This window comes from Streptomyces scabiei 87.22 (assembly GCF_000091305.1).
In the GTDB taxonomy this organism is placed as follows: Bacteria; Actinomycetota; Actinomycetes; order Streptomycetales; family Streptomycetaceae; genus Streptomyces; species Streptomyces scabiei.
Map to the genome: position 1 here is coordinate 830,088 of NC_013929.1, position 25,118 is coordinate 855,205.

The window sequence follows — 25,118 nt, forward strand, 5'->3', positions numbered from 1 at the left end:
AGAGCGCTGGGAGGTGTCGTCGGAGCGTCGGCGATGCTGGCGATGCCCCTGACCGCCCAGGCGTACGCCCCGACGGGCGGGACCGTGTACCAGCTCGGCAGCGAGCCCTGCCTGAAGGGGCGCGGCAACTGCGCGGTCTACCCCAAGTCGGCGCAGCTGCCGAACGGCCGCCTGGTCGCGTCGTTCGAGAAGTCCACCGTCGTGACGGCCACAGGCAGTGCCGACCGCCAGACCATGCCGGTGTACAAGAGCGACGACGACGGGACGACCTGGCAGCCGCTGTCCGAGGTCAAGGCCCCGGCGTACCTCTCCGACGACCCCGCGTTCGCGAAGTACACGAGCAACTGGACGAACCCGTTCCTGTACGTGCTCCCGGACCGCGTCGGCGATCTGCAGGCGGGCACGCTGCTGCTGGCGAGCGTGGTGTCCGGCGACGACCAGTACTACAAGGAGCACAAGGCGGCCGACCCGAACTGGACGCCGTCCAACGACGGTGACCGCAAGGACATGGCGATCGCCCTGTACTCCAGCACCGACAACGGCGTGACCTGGAAGGTCGTCAACGTCGTCGCGACCGGTGGCTGGCAGGGCGGCAGCGCGGGCGCGGTCGGGCAGAACATCGCCAAGGCGAACACGTACAAGCAGGTGGATCCCCTGTGGGAGCCGTACCTGATGGTCCGCAAGAACAAGCTGGTCTGCTTCTACTCCGACGAGAACGACTACGTCGGCTTCGACCCGGCGACCGGGATCCCGAAACCGGACCCGGCGAACGACACCGCCAAGGACTCGCACGGCCAGATCCTGGTCCACAAGACCTGGAACGGCAAGAGCAAGAAGTGGAGCGAGCCGGTCGTCGACATCGCCGGCAGGACGGAGGACATGGGCGGCGGCAAGACGGAGATCGGCGGCGGCCGGCCCGGCATGACGACCCTCGTCCCGACGGCCGACGAGAAGTGGCTGCTGACGTACGAGTACTGGGGCGGCGGGGCCAACACCCGGTACCGGATCGCGAACGACCCGCTGAAGTTCTTCCAGGGCTCGCCCACCGGCATGGGGGTCGACGCGCTGCCGGTCGTCGCCGGTTCGCGTCCCCTGGCGCAGGGCGGGAGCCCGGTCGTCATCGGGCTCCCGGACGGACGCCTGGTCTACAACGCCGCCAACAGCGGCAGCGTCTGGGTCAACGAGAGCGGACGCTCCGACGGCGTGTGGAAGGAGTACCAGACGACCTCGCGGGCCGGCTACAGCCGCAACCTGCAGTACGTGGACGACACCGGCCGCGTGGTGATCCTCAACAACCAGGGCACGTCGGTCATCGCGTTCGCGGAGATCGACCTGGGCCACTCCGCGGGCGCCTACAAGCAGTTGGTGAACCGGAAGACCGGGCAGGTGATCGGCACGGGCAACAACACCACCGACGCGAACCTCGGCAACGCCGACGTCCCCGACGTGGTCCTGGAGGACGCCGGGACGGCCGCCGACCCGGCCACCCAGTACTGGCACGTCGTCACCAAGTCCGACGGCGCGGTGACCCTGCTGAACAAGTCGGGCGGCCGGGCGGCGTCCGTCTGGACGGGCAGCGCGACCGCCGGCCAGCGGATCGGCCAGTGGGTCGACGACAGCGCCGCGGGCACGTGGAACGTCGTCCAGTCCGCGGACGGTCACGTCAAGCTGCAGTCGGCCAGGAACAAGAGCCTCTACCTGACGGGCGCGTCCCCCGACGCACCCCTGACCCTGCAGAACGCGACCACGGACGGCTCCCAGGACTGGAAGCTCACTCCTTGACATGCTCCTCGCCCTGAAGGGCAAGGATTCTGGCCTTCTCCGCCGGTTGCTGTGCCGCTACGCGGCACGGTTTCCGGTGGAGAATCCGTGGCTTCCTGTTTCTTCGCGCTGTGCCGGGACTGCTCCTGGTCCTACCGGCGCTCCGCAGGCTGATACCGCCAGTCCGGCGGCCGTTTTGATGTTGAGTGCGGCGTTGCGGTCCCGGTCGTGGAGGGTGCCGCAGGCGGTGCAGGTCCATTCCCTCACGTCGAGGGGTTTGGGCCCGTCCACGGTGCCGCAGGCGTGGCAGGTCTGGGAGGTCGGGGTGAACCGGCCGATCTTCACCAGGGTGCGGCCGTACCGTGCTGCTTTGTACTCCAGCATGTTCACGAACGAGGACCATCCGGCGTCGTGCACGGACCTGGCCAGGCGGGTGCGTGCCAGTCCCGCCACCGACAGGTCCTCCACGGCGATCCCTTGGTTCTCGGAGATCAGCCTGTGGGAGGGCTGGTGGTGGAACTCACGGCGTGCGTCAGCAACCTTGGCATGGGCGCGGGCCACCTTCAGGCGGGCCTGGTGAGGCCGAGGTCGATGCCGATGGTGCGGTCGCTCTCCGGCATCCGTGCCGCGTCGGCGGCGGGGTCGGTGTCGATGACGAAGGAAGCGAAAAACCTGCCGGCCGCGTCCTTGACGACGGTGACGGAGGAAGGTGTGGCGGGCAGCGTGCGGGACCACTTCACCTTCACCGCGCCGATCTTCGGCAGGTTCAGACGGCCGCTGCCAGTGATGCTCCAGCGGGCGTTGGCGGTGAACCGGATCGACTGCCGGGTGTCCTTGCGGGACTTGAACCGCGGTGCGCCGAGTTTCGCTCCCTTGCGGGTGCCCTTGAGGGAGGCGAAGAAGTTGCGGTACGCGCTCTCGGCGTCCCGCAGGGACTGCTGGAGCACCACCGCGGAGACCTCGCCGAGCCAGGACCGCCCGGCTGTCTGCTTGGCCTCGGTGATCAGCTTGCGGGACAGGTGACCGGCCGTCGGGAACGGCTGCCCGGCCTTGCGGGCGTCCTCCCGGGCGCGCACCGTGTCGTTGAACACGACACGGGCGCACCCGAACGCCCTGGCCAGCGCGGCCTGCTGAGCGGCGTTCGGGCACAACCTGAAGGCGTACCTGAGCTGCATGACGATCACACTAGGCACATCGAACCCACGTCGCCACCGGGAACATGTGAACGACCCGTCACCGTCACAGAGCAGGGTCCGGCTCCGCCGGAACGACACCGCGACGCTCCGCGTCGCAGCCACGAGATTTGCTTCACCCCCGGCCTGAAGGCCCGAGCACTGCGCATGATTCCCGGTAGCGGCCCGGTTCCCTCCGGAGGGCGCGGGCCCGCGTACGACAAGAGCCCGCGCCCTCCGGCATGCGCCCGGCAAGGTCCGACGAGGTGCCGCGCTACGCGGCGGCCACCCATGCCTGGATCACGGTGAAGTCGGCGGCGGTCATCCCCACCTCGGACGTGACGCGGTGGAGGAGCGCCCGCCCCGGGTGGTGGCGTGCCACCCAGGCGCGGTCGAGGCCGGTGATCTCGTCGTCGACCCAGACGAACGGCCGCCCGGCCGCCTCCCGGACGAGGGCGCGGGTCTTCCAGTGCAGCAGATCGGCACTGTCCTCCTCCGGGCACTCCGGCAGGTCCACGACGGGGAGCGCCGGCAGTCCGAGCAGCGGGGCCACCACCTCGTTGGCGTCGTGCATCCACGCGGTGGCCCACATCAGCTCGCAGGGCAGCCGCAGCAGGCGGGGGCCGTGGGTGAGGTCGATCTTCGCCAGCTGGGGGTTGGACGTGTGCTGCCAGGCGACCCACTCCTCGGGTGCCGAGGGGAGCCGCCCGCCGCCGTAGGGCAGGAGCGTTCCGTCGACGTCCAGGAAGAGCAGCGGGCGTCCCCCGCCACCGGTCATGACTCCCACCGCAGCAGGTCCCCCGGCCGGCATTCGAGTGCCTCGCAGAGTGCGGCGAGGGTGGTGAAGCGGACCGCCTCGGCTCGGCCGTTCCTGAGCACCGCCAGGTTGGCGGGGGCGATCCCCACACGGTCCGCGAGGTCGCCCACGGACATCTTCCGCTTGGCCGGCATCACGTCGATGTCGACGGCGACCGGCATCAGATGACCTCGGCCAGCTCGGCCCGCAGGTGCGTGGCCTCGATGTCGCGGGTGACGGCCTTGGCGAGCAGCATGCGCAGGACGAGGACGATGAGCGCCATCCCCAGCACCGCGAGGGACACGCCGCCCAGCAGGAGCACGACCCCCGGGGCCACGGCCTCGCCGGGCGCCAGGACCACGCCGAGCGCGAACACCAGGACCGCCGCCGCGACCATCGCGCCGATCACCCCGTGCACGTAGCGGAAAGCCGCCTGGGAGAAGACCGTCTCCCGCCGGACCATCGTCACCAGCCGCCACACGCAGACCAGGACGACCTGGACCGTCACCACCCCCAGCACCACGATCACGAGGACCGGCGTGCGCACCTGCGCCGCCTCCGCGCCGAGACCGTCCAGATCCGCGGCCAGCAGCGGCACCATCACCCCCTGCACGAACAGCGAACCGACGAACAGCCCCACGATCACGGCACGCAACGCCAGCACCGTCAGCTTCCCCATGACACCCTCCCGCGACCGAACAACGATAGGAATCTATCGAATGTCGATAGCCTCGGCAAGCGGTCGGGCCCCGTGGGGCAGCGGATCGAACCAGGGCCCGCCGGTGCGCCGAGCGTGTCGCGAGGCCCGCGTGCGCAGGTGGGCGAGGACCTCGGCCGAAACGGGCGGTGCCATGATCGGGGGATGAGCCAGAGCGCGGACGGCGGACACACGGACGACGGACACACGGACGACGGATATCTCCTCGACAACCGGCAGGCCGAGGCGGGCGAGCGCTTCGACGCTCTCGCCGCCCTGTTCGACGCCTCCACCTTCCGGCACGTCGACGACCTCGGGATCGAGCCCGGCCGGCGCTGCTGGGAGGTGGGCGCCGGCGGTTCCTCGGTGGTGCGGGGTCTCGCCGAGCGGGTCGGGCCCACGGGGCACGTCCTGGCGACCGACATCGACACCTCGTGGATGACGGCCGCGACGGCGCCGCAGGTCGAGCTGCGCCGCCACGACGTCGCCGTCGACGAGCCCCCGCCGGGCCCCTTCGACCTGGTGCACGCCCGGCTGGTCCTCGTCCACGTCGCCGACCGCGAGCGGGCCCTGCGCGTGATGACCGAGGCCCTGCGGCCCGGCGGGTGGCTGCTGCTGGAGGACGCCGACCCCGCGCTCCAGCCGCTGATCTGCCCCGACGAGTCCGGCCCCGCGCAGCGGCTGGCCAACAAGCTCCGCCACGGCTTCCGCGCGCTCCTCGCCGAAAGCGGGGCGGAGCTGTCCTACGGCCGCCGTCTGCCCCGGCTGCTGCGCGAGGCGGGGCTGACCGACGTCCGGGCGGACGCCTACTTCCCCGTCTCCGGCCCGGCCTGCTCGGCGCTGGAGGCGGCCACCGTGCGGCAGGTCCGCGACCGGCTGGTGGCCGGGGGCCATGCGACACCCGTGGAGATCGACACCCACCTCGCCCACGTCGCGGCGGGCGAGCTGGACCTCGCGACCTCCCCGATGATCTCGGCCTGGGGACGCAGGCCGGTGCCGTCTGGGTACGGGCACGCCGGCGATTGAGTACGGGCACTCAGGACCGGTGCGGCGGGCGCGGCCGAGGATGGGGTCCTGCCTCGTCAAGCCCGGGAGACCCCATGTTCAGCCGCCTCGCCGATGTCCTCGTCCCCGCAGTCGGACGTCTCACGGTGACCGTCGACGCCGGATCCGAGGTGGCGCCGGGCAGCATCGTCGTCGCCAACCACACCTCGCTCGCCGATCCCGCCGTCGTGCTCGCCGCGCTGCACCGGCTCGGCGTCCGGCCGGTCGCCCTGGGCGCCGCGGGCCTGTGGCGCATCCCCCTGCTCGGCCATGCCCTCTCCCGCGAGGGGTACGTGCCCGTGTACCGGGGCGACCCGCGCGCCGCCGACGCGCTCGACCTCGCTGCCGCCGCGCTGGAGAGCGGGCGGACGGTCCTCATCTACGCCGAGGGCGGGATCCCGTCGCGCCCGGACTCCGCCGAGGCCGCGCCCCGGGCCTTCCGCAGCGGCCTGGCCCGGCTCGCCGCGCGTACCGGCGCGCCCGTCGTCCCGGTCGGCCAGGCAGGCGCCCGCCGGATCACGTCGGGCAGCACAGCCAAGCAGCTCGCGGGGCTGGTCACCGCCCCGCTGCGCCGCCCCGGCCTGCACGTCCACGTCGGGGCGCCGCTCACCCTCACCGGCGGCCACACCGCGGACACCCGGCGGGCGCATGCCGCGGTGACGGCCGCCTGGCGCACGGCCGCCGCCCACCTCGGCGAACCGGCCGCGCTCGCCGCGTAGCGGCCGTGGCCCGCCGACTGCGGCGGCAACCCGATGCGCGCCACCTGCCACGTCCACGTCGACCTCGACGGGGACACCCCGGCCCCCTTCTCAGCAGCGCCGTCTCGGCCTTGCTCCGGCGCTCGCCACGCAACCGCACGTCCTGCTGCTGGACGAGCCCACCAACCACGTGTCGATCGCCCTCGTCGACGAGTTGACGGAGGCCCTGCGTGCCACGGAGGCCGCCGTGGTCGTGGCCACGCACGACCGGCAGATGCGACGGGACATCCGTGACGGGCCACGCCTGACGCTGTCCCAGCGGGAGGTGACGCACGAGGCGGAGACGAGAGCCCGCTGAGCGTTCGTGCCACTGCCGCCGCTACCACCACCGATGGCGGTCGGCGGCGATGCGTCGGTCGCCGACGGGGACCGGCGGATCTGCGCCGACTGCGGGACGCCCGTCCGCTCGTACAAGTACCGGTTCTACCCGCCCGAGTCCGTCTGGTACGAGCGGCGCATCGGGCTCGCGTGGTGCAACGGCTGCCGGATCTACTGCGGCTCACTCGTCCACGTGCCCCGCACGGAGGTCATCGTCGATCCCCTGGCCTCGCTGCCCGCCGACGAGCGGGAGCGTCTGGTGCGGAACGACACCAGGCTGATCAAGTTCCTGGAGCGACAGGCTAGGCAGCCACCACAGGCCGGGGCACCGAGAAACTCGGTTTTCGCGGCCCCTCCCCCGCGTGACAATCAGGGACCAGCAAGGGGAGGAACACATGAGCCGGGCCCACCTGACTCTTCATGAGCTGCTGCCGCCGGAGGAGCTCGCGGCGGCGCTCGAAGCGGGGAACGTCACGCGCAAGGCGCACCCGGAACCGCCGCTGTCCATCTACATATGCACACCCCAAACCACTTCAGGCGGATCTCCGCGCCAGGCCGTCCCAACGCCAATCGGCATGGCAGGATCCTCGAACACCGCAAGGTCCTGGCCGACAAGCTCGGCCGCGCTCTCCGGCCGGGGGAAAGCGCCCACCACAAGAACGGCGACCGGCTCGACAACCGGCCCGAAAACCTTGAGCTCTGGGTCAGGTCCCGGCCATCGGGCCAACGCGCAAGTGATCTCGTCGCGTGGGCGGCAGAAATCATCGAGCTGTATGGGGAAGAAGTCGATCGCGGCATTGTCCGAGGACATCAACGGAGGCTGCCATGCAGCTCTCTGACCTGTTCAGCCTCCGTGACCTTGAGACGGCGATCGTTGCCGGCCACGTGACGCGCAAGGCCCATCCGTCGCTGCCGATCTCCATCCTCACGTACACGAGGACATGCCAGTACGAGCGTGTGTGGAATCGCGTGACCACCCGCTGCCGCGGTCTCGTGGCCGACGACACCACCGGTGAGATCGTCGCGCTGCCGCTGCCGAAGTTCTTCAACGTCGGGGAGCACGAGTCCGGTCAGCCGTACGCCCCCGGCCTCCCCGACGAGCCGTTCGAGGTGTACGACAAGGTCGACGGCAGCCTGGCCGTGGTCTTCCACTACGCGGGCCGGTGGCGGGTCGCGTCCAAGGGGTCGTTCGTCAGTGTGCAGGCGACCTGGGCGCAGCGGCTGCTCGACCGGAGCGACACCTCCGGACTCGTACCGGGGGTCACCTACCTCGCCGAGATCCTGTACCCGGAGAACCGGATCGTCGTGGACTACGGCGACCGGCGCGACATGGTCCTGCTGGCCGCGTTCGCCAAGGACGGCACCGAGGTCGCCCTGGCGGAGGCCGCGGCCGGCTGGCACGGCATCGGCTCGGTCGTCACCGTCCGGCCCGCCCTGCCGCTCACCGAACTGCTGGCCATGACGGACGGCAACCGGCTCCCGGAGGGCGGGGCCACCACCGGCACCGACGCGGAGGGCTTCGTGCTGCGCTTCGCCTCGGGTGTCCGTGCCAAGGCCAAGTTCGCCGAGTACGTACGGCTCCACAAGGTGCTCACCGGGGTGACCGAGCGGGACATCTGGCGCGGTCACGGCATCCAGCGGTTCGCCGGCCTGCCCGCCAAGCAGGTGGCACAGGCGCTGAACTGCTCGGCCGAGGACGTCGTCGCGTCCGGCGGCAGGCCCCTGGACGCGCTGCTGGAGCAGGTCCCCGACGAGTTCGACGCCTGGGTGCGCGGGGTCGTCGCGGGCATCGAGAAGCAGGTGGAGGACCGCGAGCGGGCGATCGACGAGGCGTTCCGGGCCCTCGCCCCTCTCGCGGGCGACCGCGGGGCCTTCGCCCGCGCGGTGCGGGAGCTGCCCGACGCCGCCGTACGCCCCGCGATGTTCCTGCGCCTGGACGACCGGCCCACCGAACTCGTGACGTACCGTTCCACCCGGCCGGAGGCGTCCGACCCCTTCAAGAACGACGAGGAGAACTGACCGTGCCCGTGGTACACGTCATGACGGGCCTTCCCGCCTCGGGGAAGACGACCGCCGCGCGCGGGCTGCAGGCGGAGGCGGAGGGGCGGATGCGCCGCGTCAACCTCGACGATCTGCGGGCGATGCTCGACGTCCCGCTGCCGGAGGGGGCAGGGCGCCGGTCGTACGCGCACGAGCAGACCGTGCTGGCGATCCAGGACGCGGCGGTGCGGGCGGCGGTGGACGGCGGCTTCGACGTCGTGGTGGACAACACCCATATGACACCGCACATCCCGAAGCGGCTGAAGGCGGCGGTGGCGGGGCTGGCCACGTTCGTCGTGCACGACTTCACCGACGTGCCGCTGGAGGAGTGCCTGCGGCGCGACGCCGCGCGGGAGCGCCCGGTCGGAGAGGAGATCATCCGGATCCTCGCGGACAAGCACGAGAAGTCCCGCCGGGGCGGCTGGCGGCTCACCGCGGAGTGGCTGAACGACCAGCACCCCGTCGAGCCGTACACCGCCGACCCCGCGCTCCCCTCCGCGGTCATGTGCGACATCGACGGCACCCTCGCCCTGCGGGGCGACCGGGGCGCGTACGACTTCACCCGCTGCGAGGAGGATCTGCTGAACGTGTCGGTGCGGGGCGCGCTGCGTGCCTTCCGCGGTGCCGACGGCGACGCCGTCGTCCTGCTCTCCGGGCGCGGGGAGGAGCACCGGGGACGGACGGAGGCGTGGCTGCGGGCGCACGAGGTGCCGTACGACGAGCTGTGGATGCGGGCCGCCGGTGACCAGCGTCGTGACGACGTGGTGAAGGCGGAGCTCTTCGACCGGCACGTACGCCACCGCTACGCGGTGCGGGTCTCCCTCGACGACCGCGACCGGGTGGTCGCCGTGTGGCGCCGGATGGGGCTGCCCACCTGGCAGGTGAACTACGGCAGCTTCTAGCCGACGCGGCGAGGGAGGTCGCGCGGGCCGGGGGCGACGCGGGCGGGCCGGTGGGTGTCCGCTGGTAAAATGGGGGCGCGCTTCGTCAGCGTCGGGGCCCGTACCCAAGGGGTACGGGCCCCGGCGCGTTCCGGGCGACAGACCAGGAAAGGTTCTCCATGAACGCCAAGCCGCCGGCCTCCGGGCCCTCCTCCGCCGCCCCCTCGGGACGGCCCACCGGGGACCTGCCGCCGGCCGCGTCCTTCGACGCGCTCGGGCTGCCGCCGGCGCTGCTGCGGACGATGACCGACCTCGGCGTGACGGAACCCTTCCCGATCCAGGCGGCGACGCTGCCGCACGCACTGGCCGGCCGGGACGTCCTCGGCCGGGCGCGGACCGGGTCGGGCAAGACGCTGGCGTTCGGACTCGCGCTGCTCGTCCGCACGGCGGGCCGGCGGGCCGAGTCCAAGCGTCCGCTCGCCCTGGTCCTGGTGCCGACCCGGGAACTCGCGCAGCAGGTGACCGACGCGCTGACGCCGTACGCGGAAACCCTGGGGGTGCGGCTGACGACGGTGGTCGGCGGGCTGTCGATCAACAAGCAGCAGGCCGCGCTGCGGGCCGGCGCCGAGGTCCTCGTGGCCACGCCGGGGCGGCTCGCCGACCTGGTGTCGCGCCGGGACTGCGTGCTGAACCAGGTACGGATCACGGTGCTGGACGAGGCGGACCAGATGTGCGACCTGGGCTTCCTGCCGCAGGTCTCGGAGATCCTGGAGCAGGTCCCCGCCGACGGGCAGCGGCTGCTGTTCTCCGCCACCCTCGACCGTGACGTCGACCAGCTGGTGCGCGACCATCTGCACGACCCGGTGCCCGCCTCCGTCGACCGGGTCGCGGGCTCGGTCACCACGATGGAACACCATGTGCTGAACATCCACGGCGCCGACAAGTACGCGACCGCCACCGAGATCGCCGCACGGGACGGCCGGGTGCTGATGTTCCTGGACACCAAGGCCGGCGTCGACCAGTTCACCCGCCATCTGCGGGCCAGCGGGGTACGGGCGGGGGCCCTGCACAGCGGCAAGTCGCAGCCGCAACGCACGCACACGCTCGGCCAGTTCAAGGACGGCCTGATCACCGTGCTGGTGGCGACCAACGTCGCGGCGCGGGGCATCCACATCGAGGCGCTCGACCTCGTCGTCAACGTCGACCCGCCCGCGGACGCCAAGGACTATCTGCACCGGGGCGGCCGCACGGCGCGCGCCGGCGAGTCCGGGAAGGTCGTCACGCTGGTCACGCCCAACCAGCGGCGCGACGTGAACCGCATGATGTCCGACGCCGGGATCCGCCCGACGGTCACTCAGGTGCGGTCCGGTGAGGCGCAGTTGACCGCGATCACCGGGGCCAGACGGCCTCCGGCCGCGCCGAAGGCGAGCGGCGGCAACGCGCCCTTCCGCGGCATGGGCACCCGTCCCGGCCGTCCCGCGAAGGAGTCCCGCAAGGCCGCCGAGGCCCGCAAGGCGGCGGAGGCCCGCGCGGCGGCCCGGGTGCGCAAGAGCCGCTGACCCGGGCGGTCCGCGTCAGGAGCCGGGCGCGAGGCCGAGGCGGGCGAGTGCCGTCGTGCCGGCGGCGGTGTGGCCGTCCCCGGCGAGCAGCAGCGTACGGGCCGACTGGTAGGGGCAGTCCGCCGCGTCGAACGCCTTCGCGAGGGCGGTCCGGTGGGGCAGGTCACCGTCCAGGAGGGCCTGCGCGCGGTCGAGTTGGGCCGTCACGACGGGGTTCCCGGCGACCAGGGTCCGGCCCGCGGCGACCCGTTCGCGGGCCTCGGGGTGGCCGGTGAGCACCGACGCCTCCGCCCGCAGGCCCACGTACCAGTGCAGCCAGATCCAGGAGACCCACTTCCACACCTCGTCCGGGGCCGGTGCGAGCCGTCGCAGGGCCGCCTCCGGGTCGCCGTGGTGGAGCAGGACCATGGCGTCGAAGACCGCGCCGTAGCCGTGGTGGTGCTCCGCCGCGGTGCCCGCCTCGGTGACGATGCCCAGCCAGGCCTCCCGTGCCTCGTGGTCGCCGCGCAGGCCGTGGACCAGGGCGACCGACGCGGCGGCCGGGCCGAGGGAGAAGGAGCGCTTGCGGTCGCTGCGCCGCCAGGCGTCGAGGAAGGCTTCGCTGGCGGTGAGCACGTCGCCGGCGTGGCCCGCGAAGGCGTCCACGACCAGCAGCCAGGCCGTGGCGTGGTGTTGCACCTCGGCGAACAGCTGCTGGTCGGCGAGCTGCCGGGCCCAGCGCCGGGCCTCCGGCAGCCGGCCCACGCCGAGGGCGGTCCCGGCGGCCATGGCGAGGGCGTCCATCCGCTCGTGCGTGCGGGCGGGGGTGGGCGGTACCGGGGCGAGGACCTCGATCCGGCGCCGGGCGGCGGCGGCCGCGCCGAAGGAGTCACCGGCCCAGGTCAAGGCACCGGAGAGCGCGTCGAGGGCGGCGGACTCGGCCACCGGGTCCCCCGCCCGCCGGGCGAGACCGACGGCGCGTTCCGCGTAACCGACCGTCTCCTGCGCGGTGTTGTCCACGTCCCCCTGCACCGCGCCGAAGGCATCCGCGACGACCGCGGCCTCGGCGAGGGCGAGGGCGGCCGTGGCGGCGGCGGACGAGACGAACACCGGCCCCGCCGACCGATCAGCCTCCCCATGGACCGGTCCGGAGACATCCTCGGCAGCCGCCACCCACGGCTCGTCCCCGGCAGCGGGTGCCCCGACCGGCACATCGGCCCCGGCGTCCGGCGGCAGGTCCGCCTTCGCGTCCGGCGCGAGGCCGGCGGCGGCGGACGAGACGAACACCGGCCCCGCCGACCGATCGGCCTCCCCATGGACCGGTCCGGAGACATCCTCGGCAGCCGCCACCCACGGCTCGTCCCCGGCGGCGGGTGCCCCGACCGGCACATCGGCCCCGGCGTCCGGCGGCGGGTACGCCGTCGCGTCCGGCGCGAGGCCGGCGCCGGCGGGGGCGGACAACCGGCGGCGGGCCCGCTCGAGCAGGGCGGTCACCTCGTCCACGGCCGGGAGCCGGGCGAACTCGCTGGAGAAGCGGTACGCGACGGTGGCGGCGGCCGCCAGCTCGCACGCCGCTCCGGCGCTGTCACCGGCCCGCCGGGCGGCCTCGGCCGCGGCACGGTGCAGGCGGAACATGTCGTCGCCGAGCCTGCGGCAGCCGGCCACCGCGGCGGCCTGCCGCAGCGCCTCGGCAGCGGCGGCGGCACCGGCCCTCTCCACGGCGGTCTCGGCGGCCGAGCCCACCGCGCCTTCGGCGCCGGCATCGCTCGCGAGTGCCGCCGCCTGCTCGTAGCGCTGCTGGGACTCGCCCGGCAGGTTGCGGGTGAAGGTCAGCCCGGCCAGGGCGAGCGCCAGGCGGTGGGCCTTCGGGCGGTGTTCCGGGCGGTCGGCGGCCCGGGCGAGGGCGGCGCGCAGTTCGTCGGCCAGGGCGTCGAAGCGGGCGCGCAGGTCCGCGCCGTCGGCGCCGGTGAGCGCGGCCGCCCCGGCCAGGCACCAGTCCAGGTGACGGGACCGGACGTCCGTCAGCTCGGCGGCGTCGGCGAGCCGCTCGGTGCCGTACTGGCGGATGGTCTCCAGCGCCTGGTAGCGGGTGCCGGTCGCGGTCGATGTCACGGTGAGCAGGCTCTGCTCGGCGAGCCGGCCCAGTCCGTCGGTGATCTCGGAGGCGCCCAGCGGAGCGAACGCGGCGACGGTCCCGGCCGCCTCGGCGGTGAACGGTACGACGAAGACCGAGATCCGGCGCAGCAGTGCCCGGTCCGGTGGCTCCAGCAGGTCGTGGCTCCAGTCCAGCGCCGCCCGCACCGACCGGTGCCGGTCCTCCGCGCGGGGCCCGCCGGACAGGATCCGCAGCTGGTCGGAGAGGCCGGCGGTGAGTCCGTCCAGGCCGAGGGTGGGCCATCGCGCGGCCGCGAGTTCGATGGCGAGCGCCATTCCGTCGAGCCGTTCGCAGACGGCCGCGATCCGGTCGCGTACGGCGGGTTCCGGTGGCCGGCCGACCGCCGCGGCCCGCTCCAGGAACAAGGTCACGGCGTCCGACTCCGCGCCGCCGTCCGAGGACAGCGGCGGGACCGGGAACACCCACTCGAACGGCACCAGCATCCGGGCCCGGCTCGTCGCGAGGACCCGTAGTCCCGGACAGGCGACCAGCAGCCGTTCCAGGAACGGCGCTACGCCGTCGCGTATCTGCTCGCAGTTGTCCAGCACCAGAAGGGCCTGACGGTCCGCCAGGGCGGTCAGCACCGACGCGTCGACACCGCGCCCGGGCTGTTCGCCCACGCCCACGGCCGCCGCGATCGCGGCCCCCACGCGTGCCGGGTCGGTGACCGGGGCCAGGTCGACGAACCACACCCCGTCGGCGAAGTCACCCGCCGCGTCGGCCGCGACCGCCAGCGCGAGACGGGTCTTGCCCACTCCGCCGGGGCCGACCGCCGTCACCTGACGGCGCGTCTTCACCGCCTCCGCCAGCTCGGCGCGCTCGCGGGCCCGGCCGACGAACGCGGTCAGCGGCACCGGGAGGGAGGGCGCCGGGCGCGGCCGCTCGGTACGGGTCATGCCGGCCGCGCGACGGGAGAGCGCCCGCCGGTCCGGCTCGTCGAGCTTGCGGAGCAGGGCGGAGACATGCGATTCGACCGTGCGCACGGAGATGAACAGCCGCGCGGAGATCTCCGCGTTGCTGAGGTGTTCACCGAGCAGCGCGAGCACTTCGGCTTCCCGGGCCGAGACCGCTGGAGTGGACATCGCCTCATTATCCGCTGCTCCGTGGTGACCGCGTGGTGGATTCCGTGCGTGGTGGATTCCGTGCTCACCACGGAGGCGGGCCAGGGGTCCCGGGGGACAAGCTGTGACCACGGCGATCGCACCGGGCGGACAGCCCGGCAGGGTCGGCGGCCCGCCCACCGAACCGAGGAGCAGACAGTGACGAGGACCGGTCCGTCCACCGCCCCCCGCCCCCGTACCCGTCGGCGCCTGGACACCGAGCACCGGCTCGCCCATGACGTCGACGTCTGGGTGGCCAGTGCCTCGGCGGACGGGGTGCCGTACCTGGTGCCGCTGTCCTTCGACTGGGACGGCGAGACGCTGCTGGTGGCCACCCCCGCCGACAGCCCGACCGGCCGGAACCTGGCCGCGAACCGGACCACCCGGCTGGGGCTGGGCGCGACCCGGGACGTGTCCATGATCGAGGGCCGGGTCGAGGTGCTCCCGATCGGCGCGCTGCCGCGGGAACGCGGGGACCGGTTCGCGGCGCGCACCGGCTTCGACCCCCGGGAGTCGGCCACGTCGTACCGGTGGTTCCGTATCACCCCGCGCCGCGTCCAGGCGTGGCGCGAGGCGGACGAGTTGACGGGGCGTGAGCTGATGCGCGACGGCCGCTGGCTCGACTGAACCGCCGGGCCGGGCGCGCCCCCGGCCCACCCCTGCGAGCACAACCGACCTTCGGACGATCAGAGAACAGCACGAGGAAGGGATCCATCATGACCACCACGCAGAAGACCCCCGGGAACGCCGGTAAGGACGAGGCGAAGTTCGAGGGGTTCACCGCCGAGGAACGCGAGGCGATGAAGGAGCACGCCCAGGAGCTGAAGAAGTCCGCGCGGCGCGACCCGCGCAAGGCCGCCGCGGACGCGACGAACGACGTGCTCGCGAAGATCGCCGCGATGGCTGACGCGGACCGCGTGCTCGCCGAACGGGTGCACGAGATCGTACGGACCGTCGCGCCGGATCTCGCGCCGAAGCTCTGGTACGGCATGCCCGCGTACGCCAGGGACGGCAAGGTCGTCTGCTTCTTCCAGAGCGCGCAGAAGTTCAAGTCGAGGTACGCCACGCTCGGCTTCAGCGACCAGGCGCGGCTCGACGAGGGCGCGCTGTGGCCCACCACCTACGCCCTCACGGAGGCGACCGCGGAGACGGAGGCACGGATCGGCGAGCTGATCAGGCGGGCCGCGGGCTGAGACCCGGTCGCGGTCGCCGTCGCCGTCGCCGTCGCGGTTGCGGTTGCGGTCGCGGTCGCGGTCGCGGTCGCCGGGAGCGGTGTCCGGTTCCGCCGCCGCACCTACGATGGGAGCATGCCCGTCGTCCTCTTCGCAGGTATCCCGGTGAACGACTACACCGCGGCGCTCTCCTGGTACGAGCGGCTGTTCGGTTCCCCGCCGACGTTCTTCCCGAACGACGCGGAGGCGGTGTGGGAGCTGGCCGAGCACCGCTACGTGTACATCGAGCACCGCCCGGGGCGCGGCGGCCACGCCCTGCAGACCGTCTTCGTCGACGACCTGGACGCCCGCGTCGCCGGGATCTCCGGCCGGGGTCTGGAGCCCCGGACCCGGGAGACGTACGCGAACGGTGTACGCAAGGTCACCTACGAGGACCCGGACGGGAACGAGATCGCCTTCGGCGGCGGTCCGGGCTGACCGGCCCGGACCCCGGGCGTGCCGGACGGCATGCCGGTGTCGCGGCGGAGGCGTATGGTCCGCATATGGGTGACGTTCGGTGTGCTCGGGGCACGGTCGTGCCGCCGGTCCGGGGCGGGTGAGGGAGTTGCCCGGTCCGGGCGCCGACGGTCCGCAACGGCTGGAGCCCGTGCTGGCCGAGCTGGCCCGGGAGTGCGGCACCTCGGCGACGGCGGCGTATCTGCCGGTACCGGACGAGCCGGTGCTGCAGCTGGCGGTGCTGGGCGGGATCCCCTGGGACATCTCCCTGCCCTGGACGCGGGTGGCACTGAAGACGTCCTCCCCGGTGTCCGACGCCGTCCGGGAGCGCCGGCCGGTGTCGGTGAGCGGGCAGGAGGAGCTGGCGCGCCGGTATCCACGGCTGGCCCTGATCGTGCCGTACCGCTTCACCCTGGTCGCCGTGCCGATCACCACCGGCACCGACGTCTGGGGCGGTCTGGTGCTGCAGTGGCCGGCCGCGCATCCGCCGCGGCCGACCCCGCGGGAACGGGAGAAGATCACCGAAGCCTGTGACCGTCTGGGGCTGCTCCTGCGGACGGCGGCCGAGGACGGCCACCCGGTACGGCCCGCCGCCGAGCCGGTGCTGCTGGCGCCGCCCCGGAAGCGGACCGCCGGACCCGACGAGGCGCAGGCCGCGGTGGACTTCGCCGAGCGCCTGCCGGGCGGCTGCTGCTCCCTCGGTGCCGACGGACGGATCGCCTTCGTCAGCACCCGGGCCGCCGAACTGCTCGGCGCCGGGATCGAGGACCTGCTCGGGGCCAAGCCGTGGGAGGCGTTGCGCTGGCTCGACGAGCCGACCGCCGAGGACAGTTACCGGGCGGCCGTGCTCAGCCAGGAACCCGTGTCCTACACCGCCCTGCGCCCGCCCGACCGGTGGCTGTCCTTCAGCCTCGTGCCGGACGCCACCGGTATCAGCGTCCACATCGCGCCGACCTACTCGGCGCACGCCCATGTGCCGGTGACGGCCCCCGCCGTGTCGCGTCCGTCCTCCCCCGCCGGACGGGGACGCGCCACCACGCTCTACCACCTGATGCACCTGGCCGCCACGCTCACCGAGGCCGTCGGGGTGCGGGACGTGGTCGACCAGGTCGCCGACCAGGTGCTGCCCGCCTTCGGCGCCTCGGCCCTGGCGCTGATGACGGCGGAGGACGGCAGACTGCGGATCATCGGCTACCGCGGGTACACCGCCGAGCTGATGGAACACTTCGACGCGGCCCCGCTCACCTCGGACACCCCGGCCGTACGCGCGCTGACCACCGGTGTGCCCGCGTTCTTCGCCTCCTTCGCCGAGCTGAAGCGCGCCTATCCGCCCGCGCTCCTCCCGGACGCCCGGGCCGCCTGGGCCTTCCTCCCCCTGATCACCTCGGGGCGCCCGGTCGGCACCCTCGTCCTCGCCTACGACCGGCCCCACCCCTTCACCGCGGAGGAGCGTGGCGTCCTCATCTCCGCCGCCGGACTGATCGCGCAGGCCCTGGACCGGGCCCGGCTCTACGACGCCAAGCACCAGCTCGCCCGCAACCTGCAGGCCGGGCTGCTGCCCCACACGCTGCCCCGTGTCGCCGGTCTGGACGTGGCCGCCCGCTACCTCCCGGCCACCCTCGGCATGGAGATCGGCGGCGACTTCTACGACCTCATCCGTCTCGACTCCACCACGGCCGCCGCCGCCATCGGCGACGTGCAGGGGCACAACGTGAACGCCGCCGCCCTCATGGGGCAGGTCCGCACCGCCGTCCACGCCACCGCGGGCGCGGCCCCCGACGAAGTCCTCACCCGGACCAACCGGCTGCTCACCGACCTCGACCCGGACCTGTTCACCAGCTGCCTCTACGCCCACCTCGACCTGAGCGCGCGCACCGCCTGTCTGGCCACCGCCGGGCATCCGCCCCCGCTGCTGCGCCACCCCGACGGCCGCACCGAGGCCCTCCGGCTGCCGCCCGGCCTCCTGCTCGGCATCGACCCCGGCGCGGGCTACGCGTCCACCGAGATCGCACTGCCCGCCGGCTCCGTGCTGGCGCTCTACACGGACGGGCTCGTGGAGGCCCCGGGCGTCGACATCGACGACGCGGTCGACGGCCTCGCCCGCGCGCTCGCCCGCGCCGATCCGGCGGGGCCCCGCGCCATGGACGCCGTCGCCGACACCCTCGTCCAGCACGCCCGCCGCTCCGCGCCGCGCAGCGACGACATGGCGCTGCTGCTCATCCACGCGACGTGAGAGAGGGCGGCGGTCGCCGTACAACCTGAGGGGTGCCCGGCTCGTCTTCCTCACCGAACGGCACAAACCGACCCTTTGTACCGACCCTTCTCTCCCTGTACCGACTCGTTCCGACGGGGGAACACATGAACGCGAACCGCACCCGCCGCGGCAGCACCGCGGCCCTCACCCTCCTGCTGGCGGCCGCACTCGGCGCCGCCGGAGCCGGCGCGTCGACCGCGGACTCCGCCGCGCGGCAGCAGACCCACCGGATCGCCTCGTCCACGCTGGGCTCGGACTACCGGGTCACGCTGACCGCGCTGCGCTCGACGCAGGACGAGTACGCCGCCTCCGTGCGCCTCCAGGTCTTCACCCGGTCCGGCGGCACCTGGAAGGAGTCGGACCGCGCGACCGTCGGCGACGCCGACGGCTGGTTCTGGTACCCCCTCACGGGCAAGGGCGCGGTCTGCACGTTCTCGACGGCGAGCACGGAACCCGCCCCACTGACGGTGAGCCTGCTGCTCACCCCGTCACTGGGCTGCTCGGACCCCGCCCACTACCTGGTGAAGCAGGGCAGGATCGAGACGACCTGAGCCCGCGCGCGGCGGGCCGGCTCGTTCATCTCCCCCCGGGCGCCCGTCTCCTCAGGCGCGGTACGCGGTCGAAGACCGCGGCGAGGCGGGCCGCCTGGGTGAAGAGGGTGGCCGGGCGGGAGCGGTCGGCGTCGAGGTGGGTGAGGGTTTCCATGCCGAGGTAGAGGGCGACCGCCGCGCCGGCGAGTGCGCGGACCCGGACGACCGACCCCAGGGGTTTGCCGCGCAGCAGGACCGCGAGTTGACGCTCGGCCAGGTCCTCCCACTTCTTAGTCTCCAGGGCCAGTTGGGCGGCCAGCCGGGTTCCGGGGCGCGCGCCCGCGTACAGCTCCTGGACCGCGGCGATGTGGCCGGTCGCGGTGTCCTCGTCGTACAGCTCGCGCAGGCGCGCGATCGTGGGCACCGCGCGGTCGATGCCGGCCAGCTCCGCCCGGTACCGGTCGATCCGGGCCCCGCTGGTCCGTTCCAGCGCCGCCACCAGAACGTCGTCCAGGTCCGCGAAGTGGTAGTAGATCACTCCGGGCGCGAAGCCACCGGCCTGCGCTATCGCCCGCGCGGTGGTCCCGCCGTGGCCGTTGCGGACGAGACAGCCGAGGGTGGCCTCCAGGACACGGTCGCGGGTGGGATGGGAGGCGCGGGGAACGAGGGCTGGTGTGAGCAGACAATGTGCCGCGCCGGACCTGACTCGTGGGCGACGAAGTGGCCTCGATTCGAATTCACCGAGGGAGGTATACCCAGCTCCCGACGACAAAAGTATATGGAGAATGCCGAGCAGGCAACACTTTAAGAACCGATCTATATTCACATATCAGCCTGTTCACGCAATAACCATCACAACCGAACTACGCCAAATCCGCCATCAATCCACCAAAGCAGCCCACCTACAAGGAACGGGCCCTCGCGACACACCCGTAATATCGCCCCATATCGGCACTGGCCATATATCAACCCAGGCGTCATCCGACTTTCGGAGCATCGAGTTACACTCATGGCGCGAGGGAGATTGGCCTCACAATCTTTCAATCAGCAGGACAAAATATCTCAAATTATCAGAAGGCGACTGGATTTCATTCATGAATGGCCGAAATTCAACCCCAAACAAAGGGGACCGATATGGAATGATACCCAGGTCAAACATAGGGAAAACAAGCGACTACAAATTGTCATGGAGGCACCAGTTGAAGAAGCGCGTTCGAGCTCTCACTGCGGGACTAACGGTGGGGGTGGCCGCCCTTGCCGCAGCCACCTTGACAGCAACTCCAGCGGCAGCCGCACTCAAGAGCTTGAATTGGCACATTAACAAATCAGAGGAATACTGCGGGTCACTGCCCGACCGCACGACCATACAGCGGATGAAAAAAGCGGAGTGCGAGTCGCAAGTTCTCGCCAAGACTCAGATTGCCATGAGCCAGGCAATAGCCAGGGGAGTATCCACGGCGGAAGTCGCAGCAGGCATGAACTGGCCCGGCCCTGGCCACTGAGGCAGCGCCACCGGCCAATCCTCATTCTCAGTTTCCACACGGCGTATCCCCACTCTGGATACTTCAGAGCGGGGATAAGTTCACCTTCCGACAGCTGCTCACCCTTGGTAGTCCGCAGGGGCGGCTCGTGGCTGGCGAACTGCGTCACTCCCCTTCACCTTCACCAGACTGCAGCACCTGCTGCTGCACCAAGTGGGAACCCCATGACATCTGTGGCGGCCTGAAGGAACGGGCATACCTCGTTGGTTCCCTCGTAGACGACCGGGCCGAGGGCGACTTCGCCTGGTCGCTCTGCAACTTCATGGAGCGCGCGCTGGGCCGCTCCGGGCGGGACACGACCGTCACGAGTGTCGCGGCCGGTACGTTCGACGCCGCCGCGCTCGCCCGGAAGGCCGTCGCGGACCGCGCGGACGCCGTGGTGTTCAGCGGGAACCAGGAGCGGGCGGGGGCCTTCGCGGCGGCGCTGCGCGGGGCCGGGTTCTCGGGGGCCCGGGTCGCCACGCAACGGGCCCTCGGCGACCGGTTCCTGAAGAGGGCAGGGCGGGCCGCCGACGGCTGGGTGTTCGCCACCACGTTCGTCGACCCGGCCGCCACCCCGGCGGCCCGCGGGTTCACCAAGGCGTACGAGGCCCGGTACGGGAAGGCGCCCGGCTGGTACGCGGCGGAGGCGTACGACGCGATGCTGTTCCTCGCCCAGGCGTGCACGGACGGGGACGCGCCCCTGACCGAGCGCGGCGCGGTCGTACGCCGGATGCGCGAGGTGACCTACCGGGGCATCAGCCGGACCGCCGCGTTCGACGCGGGCTATGGCTACAACCACGACGCGCTGTTCCTGTTCCGCGTGGTGGGCCGGAAGTTCGACTTTCTCGGGCAGTACCAGCAGGCTGACGTGTAGGGCCGGACGTGCGGGACCGGACGTCCGGGCCGGTCGTCGGGGGTGCGGGCACCGACAGGGCAGGACAAGGGCGGGACCGGGGCGGGTTCCGGGGTCGGGGGTGGTCAACGGCGCCCGGTCCGAGGGGCTATCGTGCCTTCATGTCGCAGGACCTGATTCGTATCGTTTCCCGAGACTCGCCCATGGCCCTGGCCCAGGTGGAGCGTGTACGCGCCGAACTCGCCGTGCTGCACCCGGCGCTGCGCACCGAAGTGGTTCCCGTGAAGACGACCGGGGACAAGTGGATGGGTGATCTCTCCCAGGTCGAGGGCAAGGGGGCGTTCACCAAGGAGGTCGACGCCGCGCTCGTCGCGGGCGAGGCGGATCTCGCCGTGCACTGCGTGAAGGACATTCCCGCCGACCGTCCCCTCCCGGCGGGCACCATGTTCGCAGCGTTCCTGAAGCGGGACGACATCCGCGACGCCCTGGTGGACCCCGCCGGCCGCACCCTGGACGAGCTGCCCGCGGGAACCCGGATCGGCACCTCCTCCGTACGGCGCACCGCGCAGCTCGCCGCGTCGCACCCGCACCTGGAGTGCGTGCCGTTCCGCGGCAACGCCAACCGCCGGCTGGAGAAGCTCGCCGCCGGTGAGGCGGACGCGCTGCTGCTGGCCGTGTCCGGGCTGGAGCGGATCGGCCGGGCGGACGTGATCAGCGAGTTCCTGTCCGTGGAGACGATGATGCCGCCGATCGGCGCGGGTGTCCTGGCACTGCAGTGCCGGGAGGGCGACGCCCTCACCATCGACACCGTCAGCGGTCTCGGCGACCCCGACACCCATCGCGAGACGCTTGCCGAGCGGATGTTCCTGCACGTCCTCCAGGGCCACTGCAACAGCCCCATCGCCGGTTTCGCCCGCACGGACCGGGGCGGCGAACTCTCGCTGCGCGCCTCCGTGTTCACGCCCGACGGCAAGACGGTCCTCAACGCCCACGAATGGGCCGGCCGTCTCGACCCGGCCACCCTGGGCACCTCGGTCGCCGTCGCCCTGCTCCGCCAGGGTGCCCGCGACCTCATCGACGGCATCGCGCACTGACCCTCGCGGTCGCGGGGCCGGTGCGTGCGCCACGTCTGTCAACACGCCGGGTCAGTCGATGCGCCGGGTCAGTACCTGGCCCGGCCAGGTGCCGGAGCGGAAGGGCTCGGTGGCGGTGAAGCCGTTGCGTTCGTAGAACCTGACGAGCCGGCCGCCGCCGCCCGCCCAGCAGTCGACCCGCAGGAGCCGGACGCCCGCCCGGCGGGTCTCCTCGGCGGCATGGGCCAGGAGGGCCGCGCCGACACCCCGGCCGGCCTGCCGCCGGTCGGACACCAGCAGACGGACGTACCGCTCGGGTTCCCCCGCCGGGGCGATCGGCAGCTGCGGGCTGGGGCCGGTGTCCAGGATCAGCGCGCCGACGGGTGTTCCGTCCAGTTCCGCGATGTACGGGGTGTTCTCGGTGGTGTACCGCTCGACCCGTGCCGGGCCGTCGGGGCGCCGCGAGTACGGGATCGTGCCCCACTGCTCGGTGTTGCCGCGCTCGTTCATCCACGCCACCGCCCCGTCGAGCATGGCGAGGACGGCCGGTGCGTCGTCGGGGCCGCCGGGGCGGATGCGCAGGTCGTGGGAGATGCCGGTCACGGGGAAAGCCTAGATGAATGAGTCCAAGGGTTGGCCTGCGAACATAGGACGAGGGCGTCCAATGTCAGTGTGTGAAGACAGACCTGGACACCCTCGCAACGGCACTCTATGCCCGAATCGACGACGAGTTGAAGGCTTCGCCGTGGCTGGCCCCGTACCGGCCCGTCGTCGGGATCGCGCCCACGCTCAGTGACGCCGAACTGGTCACCCTCGCGGTCATGTCGGCGCTGCTCGGTTACACCTCCGAGCGGCGCTGGCTGCGCCGTGTGGGGAAGGACTTCGGTCGCCTCTTCCCTTACGTGCCCCAGCAGTCCGGCTACAGCAAGCGGCTGCGCGCCGCTTCCTCGCTGCTCACCAGCATGATCCGGATCCTCGCCCGGGACACCTCGCTGTGGAGCGATGACGTGTGGCTGGTCGACTCCACCCCGGTCGGCTGCGGATGCTCCCGCGAGACGGCCAAACGCTCGGACCTGGCGGGCTGGGCCCAGTACGGCTACTGCGCGTCGCACTCACGGTACTTCTGGGGACTGCGGCTGCATCTGGTATGCACGCTTGGCGGGCTGCCGGTCCTGTTCGCCCTCACCGGTGCGAAGGCCGACGAGCGCGAGACACTGCGCGACATGCTCGACACCGCGCCCGATGTCACAGCGGCCCGCCCCGGCCAGACGATCATCGGGGACAAGAACTACTACGGCCGCGAGTTCGAGCACGACCTGGCCGAGCGTCACCTTGAGTTGCTGCGGCCGGCCCGCAAGGGAGAGGCCGAACGGGCCGGGGCACACCTGTTCAAGCCGCTGCGGCAGGTCATCGAGTCGATCAACCAGACCCTCAAGGCCCAGCTCGACCTGGAACGACACGGCGGCAAGAGCCCGGCAGGGGTGGCGGCCCGCGTCCTGTGCCGGATCCTCGCGCTCACAGCGGCGATCTGGCACAACGACAAGACCGGACAGCCGATCAAACGGTCACTCACCGCCTACGATCACTGACCGCAACGACACCCCTTGGACTCATTCATCTAGTGGCGGCCATGGTGGGGCGAGTGGTCCGGTGTGCGGCCGCCCCGTCCGGGCCGGGCGGGGGTCCTACGGGCGGAGCCCGAGTTCGCCGTCGCCGAGCGGCCGGAAGCAGCGCTCCACGGCGTCGTCGGTGACGTCCGCGAGGGAGGCCGGGGACCAGCGCGGATCACGGTCCTTGTCGATGACCTGGGCGCGGATGCCCTCGACCAGGTCGGCGGTGGCCAGGGCCGCGCAGGAGACGCGGTACTCCTGCTCCAGCACGCGTTCCAGGGAGTCCAGCCGCCGGGCGCGGCGCACGGCGGTGAGCGTGACCTTGACGGCGGTGGGCGACTTGGCGAGCAGTGTCTCGGCGGTCTCCTTCGCCGCCGGGTCTCCGTGGGCGAGGAGCCGGGCGACGATCTCCTCGGCCGTGCCTGCGGCGAAGCAGGTGTCGATCCACTCCCGGCGGGCGGCCAGTTCGCCGGGCGGTGGCTGCCGCACCTGCCGGGCGACCGCTTCCCCGGCGGGGAGTTCGGCCAGGTCGTCGAGGAGGTCGCCGAGCGAGGCGGAGGGCACGTAGTGGTCGGCGAGGCCGCACAGCAGGGCGTCGGCGGCGCCGACGGACGCGCCCGTCAGCGCGAGGAGCGTGCCGAGTTCGCCCGGCGCGAGGGCCAGCAGGCGGGTGCCGCCGACGTCCGGGACGAAGCCGATGCCGGTCTCCGGCATGGCGATCCGGGACCGTTCGGTCACGACACGGACGCTGCCGTGCGCGGAGACACCGACACCGCCGCCCATCACGATCCCGTCCATGACGGCGACGTACGGCTTGGGGTAGCGGGCGATGCGGGCGTTGAGCCGGTACTCGTCGCGCCAGAAGGCGGCGGAGGCGGTGCCGTCCCCGTCACGGGCGTCGTCGTGGACGACCCGGATGTCGCCGCCCGCGCACAGGCCCCGCTCCCCCGCGCCCGTGATGACGACGGTCTCCACGGCCGGGTCGTGCTCCCAGGCGGTCAGCGCCTCGTCGATGCGCCGCACCATGGTGTGATTGAGGGCGTTGAGGGCTCGCGGGCGGTTGAGGACGATGTGGGCGGCGCGGCCGACGGTGCGCAGCAGGACGGGCTCCTCCTCGCCGCCGGTCACCGGCGGACTCCCGGGGTGAGGTCTCGGGCCCTGCTGCCGTGCATGATCTCGCCGGTTCCTCTCGGTCGTCGCCCTGGGCCGCCGAGCGTATCCGACCCCTTCCCGGCCACCCCTGCCGGGCCGCTCGCGGCTAGGGCTGCGGGCCTACTTCTACCCGGTCGACCAGGCTCCCCAGGTTCTCGGGCTGCTCACCGAGACCCTGGCCGGGACCCTGGCAGCC

General features: G+C 72.4%; 24 protein-coding genes and 1 pseudogene. 17 read left to right on the plus strand and 8 right to left on the minus strand.

What is annotated here, in order from left to right:
- The first annotated feature begins 33 nt into the window (after positions 1-33).
- A complete protein-coding gene (locus SCAB_RS03445; protein WP_012998662.1) occupies positions 34-1,782 on the plus strand; it encodes an RICIN domain-containing protein in 1,749 nt (582 codons plus the stop codon).
- 57 nt (positions 1,783-1,839) lie between these two features.
- On the opposite strand, the pseudogene SCAB_RS03450 reads toward SCAB_RS03445, so the two are convergent.
- The 4 genes and pseudogenes from SCAB_RS03450 to SCAB_RS03465 all read right to left on the minus strand — a co-directional run bounded on the left by SCAB_RS03450 (position 1,840) and on the right by SCAB_RS03465 (position 4,408).
- Positions 1,840-2,936 (minus strand): annotated as a pseudogene (locus tag SCAB_RS03450) (RNA-guided endonuclease InsQ/TnpB family protein).
- 271 nt (positions 2,937-3,207) lie between these two features.
- Positions 3,208-3,711 (minus strand): HAD domain-containing protein, encoded by a 504-nt coding sequence (locus SCAB_RS03455; protein WP_037726647.1) that lies wholly within the window; start codon positions 3,709-3,711, stop codon positions 3,208-3,210.
- The gene (locus tag SCAB_RS03460; protein WP_012998664.1) at positions 3,708-3,911 is read right to left on the minus strand and encodes a helix-turn-helix domain-containing protein; all 204 of its coding nucleotides are present in this window, start codon (positions 3,909-3,911) and stop codon (positions 3,708-3,710) included. Before SCAB_RS03460 ends, SCAB_RS03455 begins: the two co-directional genes overlap by 4 nt.
- Positions 3,911-4,408 carry a DUF2975 domain-containing protein gene (locus SCAB_RS03465; RefSeq protein WP_012998665.1) on the minus strand — a complete coding sequence of 166 codons (498 nt, stop codon included), beginning with the start codon at positions 4,406-4,408 and terminating at the stop codon, positions 3,911-3,913. Before SCAB_RS03465 ends, SCAB_RS03460 begins: the two co-directional genes overlap by 1 nt.
- A 183-nt stretch (positions 4,409-4,591) precedes the next feature.
- Between SCAB_RS03465 and SCAB_RS03470 the strand changes: the two genes are divergently transcribed.
- The 8 genes from SCAB_RS03470 to SCAB_RS03500 all read left to right on the plus strand — a co-directional run bounded on the left by SCAB_RS03470 (position 4,592) and on the right by SCAB_RS03500 (position 11,026).
- Positions 4,592-5,452 (plus strand): methyltransferase, encoded by an 861-nt coding sequence (locus SCAB_RS03470; RefSeq protein ID WP_012998666.1) that lies wholly within the window; start codon positions 4,592-4,594, stop codon positions 5,450-5,452.
- A 74-nt stretch (positions 5,453-5,526) separates the two neighbouring features.
- Positions 5,527-6,189 (plus strand): lysophospholipid acyltransferase family protein, encoded by a 663-nt coding sequence (locus SCAB_RS03475; RefSeq protein ID WP_012998667.1) that lies wholly within the window; start codon positions 5,527-5,529, stop codon positions 6,187-6,189.
- A 169-nt stretch (positions 6,190-6,358) separates the two neighbouring features.
- A complete protein-coding gene (locus SCAB_RS03480; protein WP_012998668.1) occupies positions 6,359-6,526 on the plus strand; it encodes a hypothetical protein in 168 nt (55 codons plus the stop codon).
- A 6-nt stretch (positions 6,527-6,532) separates the two neighbouring features.
- Complete coding sequence (locus SCAB_RS44405) at positions 6,533-6,970, plus strand: hypothetical protein (RefSeq protein ID WP_148274174.1); 438 nt, start codon at positions 6,533-6,535, stop codon at positions 6,968-6,970.
- 90 nt (positions 6,971-7,060) lie between these two features.
- Positions 7,061-7,435: an HNH endonuclease gene (locus SCAB_RS49350; protein WP_078580290.1), complete on the plus strand. Its 375-nt coding sequence runs from the start codon at positions 7,061-7,063 to the stop codon at positions 7,433-7,435.
- Positions 7,372-8,565 carry a T4 RnlA family RNA ligase gene (locus tag SCAB_RS03490; protein WP_012998670.1) on the plus strand — a complete coding sequence of 398 codons (1,194 nt, stop codon included), beginning with the start codon at positions 7,372-7,374 and terminating at the stop codon, positions 8,563-8,565. Before SCAB_RS49350 ends, SCAB_RS03490 begins: the two co-directional genes overlap by 64 nt.
- A gap of 2 nt (positions 8,566-8,567) precedes the next feature.
- Complete coding sequence (locus SCAB_RS03495; protein WP_162934696.1) at positions 8,568-9,488, plus strand: phosphatase domain-containing protein; 921 nt, start codon at positions 8,568-8,570, stop codon at positions 9,486-9,488.
- 158 nt (positions 9,489-9,646) lie between these two features.
- Complete coding sequence (locus tag SCAB_RS03500; RefSeq protein ID WP_012998672.1) at positions 9,647-11,026, plus strand: DEAD/DEAH box helicase; 1,380 nt, start codon at positions 9,647-9,649, stop codon at positions 11,024-11,026.
- A gap of 15 nt (positions 11,027-11,041) precedes the next feature.
- On the opposite strand, the gene SCAB_RS44415 is transcribed toward SCAB_RS03500, so the two are convergent.
- On the minus strand, positions 11,042-14,242 hold the full coding sequence (locus SCAB_RS44415) for a LuxR C-terminal-related transcriptional regulator (protein ID WP_012998673.1): 3,201 nt from the start codon (positions 14,240-14,242) through the stop codon (positions 11,042-11,044).
- 177 nt (positions 14,243-14,419) lie between these two features.
- Between SCAB_RS44415 and SCAB_RS03510 the strand changes: the two genes are divergently transcribed.
- The 5 genes from SCAB_RS03510 (at position 14,420) to SCAB_RS03530 (ending at position 18,732) form a co-directional block, all read left to right on the plus strand.
- Positions 14,420-14,887 carry a pyridoxamine 5'-phosphate oxidase family protein gene (locus tag SCAB_RS03510; RefSeq protein ID WP_012998674.1) on the plus strand — a complete coding sequence of 156 codons (468 nt, stop codon included), beginning with the start codon at positions 14,420-14,422 and terminating at the stop codon, positions 14,885-14,887.
- A gap of 89 nt (positions 14,888-14,976) precedes the next feature.
- Positions 14,977-15,453, plus strand: a complete 477-nt coding sequence (locus SCAB_RS03515) for an iron chaperone (protein WP_012998675.1) — start codon at positions 14,977-14,979, stop codon at positions 15,451-15,453.
- A 114-nt stretch (positions 15,454-15,567) separates the two neighbouring features.
- On the plus strand, positions 15,568-15,909 hold the full coding sequence (locus SCAB_RS03520; protein ID WP_012998676.1) for a VOC family protein: 342 nt from the start codon (positions 15,568-15,570) through the stop codon (positions 15,907-15,909).
- Between the two features lie 118 nt (positions 15,910-16,027).
- Positions 16,028-18,160 carry a SpoIIE family protein phosphatase gene (locus tag SCAB_RS03525; protein WP_012998677.1) on the plus strand — a complete coding sequence of 711 codons (2,133 nt, stop codon included), beginning with the start codon at positions 16,028-16,030 and terminating at the stop codon, positions 18,158-18,160.
- A 125-nt stretch (positions 18,161-18,285) separates the two neighbouring features.
- Positions 18,286-18,732: a hypothetical protein gene (locus SCAB_RS03530; protein WP_012998678.1), complete on the plus strand. Its 447-nt coding sequence runs from the start codon at positions 18,286-18,288 to the stop codon at positions 18,730-18,732.
- A 25-nt stretch (positions 18,733-18,757) separates the two neighbouring features.
- Here SCAB_RS03530 and SCAB_RS48965 read toward each other — a convergent pair whose 3' ends face one another.
- On the minus strand, positions 18,758-19,537 hold the full coding sequence (locus SCAB_RS48965) for a TetR/AcrR family transcriptional regulator (RefSeq protein WP_267893203.1): 780 nt from the start codon (positions 19,535-19,537) through the stop codon (positions 18,758-18,760).
- 803 nt (positions 19,538-20,340) lie between these two features.
- Between SCAB_RS48965 and SCAB_RS03540 the strand changes: the two genes are divergently transcribed.
- Positions 20,341-21,108 carry an ABC transporter substrate-binding protein gene (locus SCAB_RS03540; RefSeq protein WP_012998680.1) on the plus strand — a complete coding sequence of 256 codons (768 nt, stop codon included), beginning with the start codon at positions 20,341-20,343 and terminating at the stop codon, positions 21,106-21,108.
- Between the two features lie 140 nt (positions 21,109-21,248).
- Positions 21,249-22,181 (plus strand): hydroxymethylbilane synthase, encoded by a 933-nt coding sequence (gene hemC, locus SCAB_RS03545; protein ID WP_041668872.1) that lies wholly within the window; start codon positions 21,249-21,251, stop codon positions 22,179-22,181.
- Between the two features lie 51 nt (positions 22,182-22,232).
- Here the strand turns inward: hemC and SCAB_RS03550 are convergent, their stop codons facing one another.
- Positions 22,233-22,694 (minus strand): GNAT family N-acetyltransferase, encoded by a 462-nt coding sequence (locus SCAB_RS03550; protein ID WP_078580292.1) that lies wholly within the window; start codon positions 22,692-22,694, stop codon positions 22,233-22,235.
- Between the two features lie 140 nt (positions 22,695-22,834).
- Between SCAB_RS03550 and SCAB_RS03555 the strand changes: the two genes are divergently transcribed.
- Entirely contained in the window at positions 22,835-23,749 is a 915-nt protein-coding gene (locus SCAB_RS03555; protein ID WP_012998283.1) for an IS982 family transposase, read from the plus strand.
- A gap of 96 nt (positions 23,750-23,845) precedes the next feature.
- Here SCAB_RS03555 and SCAB_RS03560 read toward each other — a convergent pair whose 3' ends face one another.
- Positions 23,846-24,898: an enoyl-CoA hydratase/isomerase family protein gene (locus SCAB_RS03560; protein ID WP_012998683.1), complete on the minus strand. Its 1,053-nt coding sequence runs from the start codon at positions 24,896-24,898 to the stop codon at positions 23,846-23,848.
- Positions 24,899-25,118 lie beyond the last annotated feature (220 nt).